Genomic DNA, 4,082 nt, shown 5'->3' with positions numbered 1-4,082 from the left:
GCCTGATGCTGCTCATCGTTTTCGGCCTGTGGCTGAACTGGTTCCCGATCTCCGGTGTTGCGCCCGATGGCGCGGGCTTCTGGACGCATGGCTATTATCTGATCCTGCCGGCGCTGCCGCTGGTGCTGAACCTTGCCGGCTACATCGCCCGGATGACGCGGGCAGGGGTGATCGAGGCAATGGCCGCCGATTATACGCGCACCGCCGTCCTGAAAGGGCTCGAGCGGCGCGAGATCATCTTTCGGCACGTGCTGCGCAACGCGCTGACGCCGACCATCGCGGTGCTGGCGACGCAGACCGGCTACATGCTTGGCGGGCTGGTGGTGATCGAGGCGCTGTTCGGCATCCAGGGGCTTGGCAATCTGGTTCTGAATGCGGCCAAGGCACGCGATTTCCCGATGCTCGAGGCCGGCGTGCTGGTGATGGCGGCAATCTTCGTGCTGTCGGCGGCGGCCGGCGACCTCGTACTGGCGCTGCTCGATCCGCGGCAACGCCGCCGGACCTCGCCATGACAGATCTGGCGGAGTTTCCCGCACCACCGCGCTCCGTGGCCGGCTTTCCGGCAGTGCGCCGGATCCGCAGTGCTTTCGCCGGATTGCCGCCGTCGGTCGTGGTCGGATCGCTGCTGCTTCTGTTCTGGGTCGTGTGCGCCATAGCAGGCAACCTCTTCGTTCCCTACGATCCCTATGCCGAGGATTTCCTGGCGATGCTGACGCCGCCCGACGCGCTGCACTGGTTCGGGACCGATCAGCTCGGCCGCGACGTGCTGTCCCGCATAGTCGTCGGATCGCGCGACATCCTGCTGGTTGCGCCGCTGGCGACGCTGGCCGGTGTCGCCGCCGGCAGCATCATCGGGTTGGTGCTCGGCTATTTCGACGGCCTGGTCGATGCCATCGGCGCGCGGCTGCTCGATACGCTGATGGCGTTTCCGTTCATCGTTCTCGTCACCATGACGCTGGTGGCCATCGGCCCGTCCAATGTAACGGTCATCCTGGTGATCGGCATCGCCTACGCGCCGCTGGTGGCGCGCACCGTCCGCGCCGCCGTGCGCGAGCAGAAGGAGCGCGACTATGTCAGCGCTGCGCGGCTTGGCGGCGAGGGCCCGCTCGCCATCATGTTTCTGGAGATACTGCCCAACATCAGGGAAACGATCTTGATCGAGCTGGTCACAAGGCTGGGCTACGCGTTCTTTTCGATCGCGACGCTGAGCTTTCTCGGCCTCGGCATCCAGCCGCCATCGGCCGACTGGGGACTGGCTGTCGCCGACGGCTATGGCTTCCTGACCGGCGGCAAATGGTGGGTCGTCGTCTTCAATTCCGCGGCAATCGTCTCACTGGTCATGGCGACCAACCTGATCGCGCAAGGCATCGGCGCGTTTGAAAATAGCGATGCATGAGCCTGGATTGGGCGCGTCGAAAAATCTCTTTTGCATTGAAGCCTGACGCGCATCCTTATATCGCATGGCTATGAAGAAAATCGGTTTCCTGTCGTTCGGGCACTGGACGCCCTCGTCGCAATCGCAAGTGCGCTCGGCATCGGACGCGCTTTTGCAATCCATCGAGCTGGCGATCGCCGCCGAGCAACTGGGGGCGGATGGGGCCTATTTCCGCGTGCATCATTTCGCCCGCCAGCTCGCTTCGCCGTTCCCGCTGCTGGCGGCAGTCGGAGCCAAGACCAGCCGCATCGAGATCGGCACCGCCGTCATCGACATGCGCTACGAGAACCCGCTCTACATGGCCGAGGACGCCGGTGCTGCCGACATCATCGCCGGCGGCCGCCTGCAGCTCGGCATCAGCCGCGGCTCGCCCGAGCAGGTGATCGATGGCTGGCGCCATTTCGGCTATGCGCCGCCGGAAGGCCAGAGCGACGCCGACATGGCGCGGCATCATGCCGAGGTCTTCCTCGAGACGCTGCGGGGCGAGGGGTTCGCCCAGCCCAATCCACGTCCAATGTTCCCCAATCCGCCCGGCCTCTTGCGCCTCGAGCCGCATTCGGAGGGTTTACGCGAGCGGATCTGGTGGGGTGCTGCCACCAACGCCACGTCGGAATGGGCGGCCAAGCTCGGCATGAACCTGCAGAGCTCGACGCTCAAATTCGACGAGAGCGGCAAGCCGTTCCACATCCAGCAGGCCGAGCAGATCCGCATCTACCGCGAAGCCTGGAAAGCGGCCGGTCACAAGCGCGAGCCGCGCGTCTCGGTCAGCCGCAGCATCTTCGCGCTGGTCGACGATCGCGACCGTGCCTATTTCGGCCGCGGCAATGAGGGCCGCGACCAGATCGGCTTCATCGAGGAGAACACCAAGGCGATCTTCGGGCGCAGCTATGCGGCCGAGCCGGATGTGCTGATCAAGGAATTGGCGCAGGACGAGGCAATCGCCGAGGCCGACACGCTGCTGCTCACCGTTCCGAACCAGCTCGGCGTCGACTACAATGCGCATGTCATCGAGGCGATCCTGACCCATGTCGCGCCGGCGCTGGGCTGGCGCTGACGCCAGATAGATCGAAGCGGAGTGCTCCAAGGGAGGGACACCATGCCAAAGAAGGCCTTGATCGCTTGGGGCGGCTGGGAGGGCCACACGCCGGAGCAGAGCGCGAAGGTCGTTCGCACCTTGCTTGAGCGAAACGGCTTCGACGTCACGCTGGGTGAGGGCACGGCGATGTTCGCTGATCCGGAGCTTGCTTCCTTCGATCTCATCGTGCCCGTCATCACGATGTCGACGATCGAAAAGGCCGAGCTGCAGAACCTGATGCATGCGGTTCGCGGGGGGAGCGGACTCGGCGGCTTCCACGGCACGATGGGCGACAGTTTCCGCAATGAGCCCGACTATCAGTTCATGACCGGCGGCCAATGGGTGGCGCATCCCGGCAACATCATCGACTATACTGTCGCGATCACCAGGCCGGACGAGCCGATCACATCGGGCATCAGCGATTTCGCCTACCGGTCGGAGCAGTATTACATGCATGTCGACCCGAGCAACGAAGTGCTGGCGACCACCACCTTCACCGACGCGCATTTTCCTGGGATAGGCGGCGTCGTCATGCCGGTCGTCTGGAAACGGCGCTATGGGGCGGGGAAGGTTTTCTACAGTTCCCTTGGTCACACTGCGGATGAGTTCGCGGTGCCGGAAATGGCGCTGATGGTGGAGCGGGGTTTGCTTTGGGCGGCTCGGGGGTAGCAGCAGGCGAAGTTCGTGAAAATCTGGTGGAATTCACAGGACATCTACGGAGATATCCAGTGAACGATTTCAGTTGGTCCGCTTCCGAAAAGAAGCTCGCCCGCCACGCCTTCGATAAGGCTCTTGAGGCGGCCCTCGCAAAGACGATGGCCGAATTCAAGAGCAAGGCCAGTGCGGTGACGGTTCCCTCCCAGATGTGGGAGCTGGAAGCCTATTTGCGTGAACAGCGGCGGGATATCGATCGGACGTTCGACTACCGCTATTCGCAGCTCCTTTATGTCTTCGCTCATCTCATCCGAGCAGGCTACCTCGATGAAAAGCTGCTTGCCGGTCTGGCGCAAGACAAATTGGACGCCATTCGGCGGGACCTTGCCTTTGCGGCGGGACGCCCGGCCAGCGGATGACGACGGGAGGGAGTGCGGCCGTCCCAATCCCTGCCATGCTGGAAAAGCGGCCGTTGTCGTACTACCATCCCGTCACATGGCGAGGGGGATGAGATGGACCATCAGCGTACTGTTTTTCTGATCGGCGCAGGTTCCGTTGGTGACGACGAGCAAGCTGTGTTCACGCTGCACGTGAACGGCGCTGCCTGCAATTTGAAATGCAGTTATCGGGACAAGGTGATCGAGGCAGAAGAGGAAGACTTTTTCGAGGCTCTGTTCCAAATCCGTCAGGCACTCGAAGTCGATGGCCTGCTACCCTTCTGTTACGGAGCAAGCGCCAATGTTTATCCGGAAAATACCGTGATGGAGAAAAGTCGCGGATTGATAGCCTGCAAGGTGAAGACGGGGCGATTTCCGCAAGAGAGCGATCTGGTCGACATATTTGATGATGGCGTCGACGTGGTTCCGGTTTTCGTCCATATGCAGCAGGAATTTTGGGAAGAATGGCTGACTTCGCTGC

The 4,082-nt window shown here is 62.5% G+C and carries 6 protein-coding genes; all 6 read left to right on the top strand.

Annotation, left to right across the window (positions count from 1 at the left end):
• A partial coding sequence (locus EN984_RS25055) for an ABC transporter permease (RefSeq protein ID WP_164765629.1) occupies positions 1-512 on the top strand: 512 nt, incomplete at its 5' end.
• Positions 509-1,396, top strand: a complete 888-nt coding sequence (locus EN984_RS25050) for an ABC transporter permease (protein ID WP_127269149.1) — start codon at positions 509-511, stop codon at positions 1,394-1,396. The genes EN984_RS25055 and EN984_RS25050, both read left to right, overlap by 4 nt.
• Positions 1,397-1,466: 70 nt before the next feature.
• A complete protein-coding gene (locus tag EN984_RS25045) occupies positions 1,467-2,489 on the top strand; it encodes an LLM class flavin-dependent oxidoreductase (RefSeq protein ID WP_164748804.1) in 1,023 nt (340 codons plus the stop codon).
• Positions 2,490-2,531: 42 nt separating this feature from the next.
• On the top strand, positions 2,532-3,179 hold the full coding sequence (locus EN984_RS25040) for a ThuA domain-containing protein (RefSeq protein WP_127269151.1): 648 nt from the start codon (positions 2,532-2,534) through the stop codon (positions 3,177-3,179).
• A 59-nt stretch (positions 3,180-3,238) separates the two neighbouring features.
• Positions 3,239-3,583: a hypothetical protein gene (locus tag EN984_RS25035; protein WP_127269152.1), complete on the top strand. Its 345-nt coding sequence runs from the start codon at positions 3,239-3,241 to the stop codon at positions 3,581-3,583.
• Positions 3,584-3,676: 93 nt separating this feature from the next.
• Positions 3,677-4,082, top strand: a 406-nt coding sequence (locus tag EN984_RS25030) for a hypothetical protein (RefSeq protein ID WP_127384018.1), incomplete at its 3' end; no start/stop codon positions are given.

It is taken from the genome of Mesorhizobium sp. M7A.F.Ca.CA.004.12.1.1 (assembly GCF_003997835.1).
Lineage (GTDB): Bacteria > Pseudomonadota > Alphaproteobacteria > Rhizobiales > Rhizobiaceae > Mesorhizobium.
The sequence above is the reverse complement of the archived record's forward strand: the minus strand, read 5'-3'. Positions and strand labels throughout refer to the sequence as shown.